Below are 405 nucleotides of genomic sequence, written 5' to 3'. Positions count from 1 at the left end.
GGAGCGGAAGACGAGGTTCGAACTCGCGACCCCCACCTTGGCAAGGTGATGTTCTACCACTGAACTACTTCCGCATTATGCAAAGATTATTTTTTTAATCTGGCAATATAAAGTTTTAAAATAAAATGGTGCGGGTGAAGGGAGTCGAACCCCCACGCCTTGCGGCGCTAGATCCTAAGTCTAGTGCGTCTGCCAATTCCGCCACACCCGCGTTAGAAAAATGGTGAGTCATGCAGGATTCGAACCAGCGACCCTCTGATTAAAAGTCAGATGCTCTACCAACTGAGCTAATGACTCACAATAAATTAAATTGTGATTTAAATATGGTGCCGGCGAAAGGAGTCGAACCCTCGACCTACTGATTACAAGTCAGTTGCTCTACCAACTGAGCTACACCGGCATAAT

4 tRNA genes are annotated in these 405 nt (G+C 46.4%); all 4 read right to left on the bottom strand.

Annotation, left to right across the window (positions count from 1 at the left end):
• Nucleotides 1-2: 2 nt before the first annotated feature.
• Nucleotides 3-74 (bottom strand) — tRNA-Gly (locus KTHG_RS00315).
• A 52-nt stretch (nucleotides 75-126) separates the two neighbouring features.
• Nucleotides 127-211: transfer RNA gene (locus KTHG_RS00310), tRNA-Leu, on the bottom strand.
• Between the two features lie 10 nt (nucleotides 212-221).
• Nucleotides 222-297: transfer RNA gene (locus KTHG_RS00305), tRNA-Lys, on the bottom strand.
• 27 nt (nucleotides 298-324) lie between these two features.
• Nucleotides 325-400: transfer RNA gene (locus tag KTHG_RS00300), tRNA-Thr, on the bottom strand.
• Between the last annotated feature and the right edge of the window lie 5 nt (nucleotides 401-405).

It is taken from the genome of Kurthia sp. Dielmo (assembly GCF_000307285.2).
Lineage (GTDB): Bacteria > Bacillota > Bacilli > Bacillales_A > Planococcaceae > Kurthia > Kurthia populi.
Note: the sequence above shows the minus strand (reverse complement) of the source record. Positions and strands in the feature narration are given on the sequence as shown.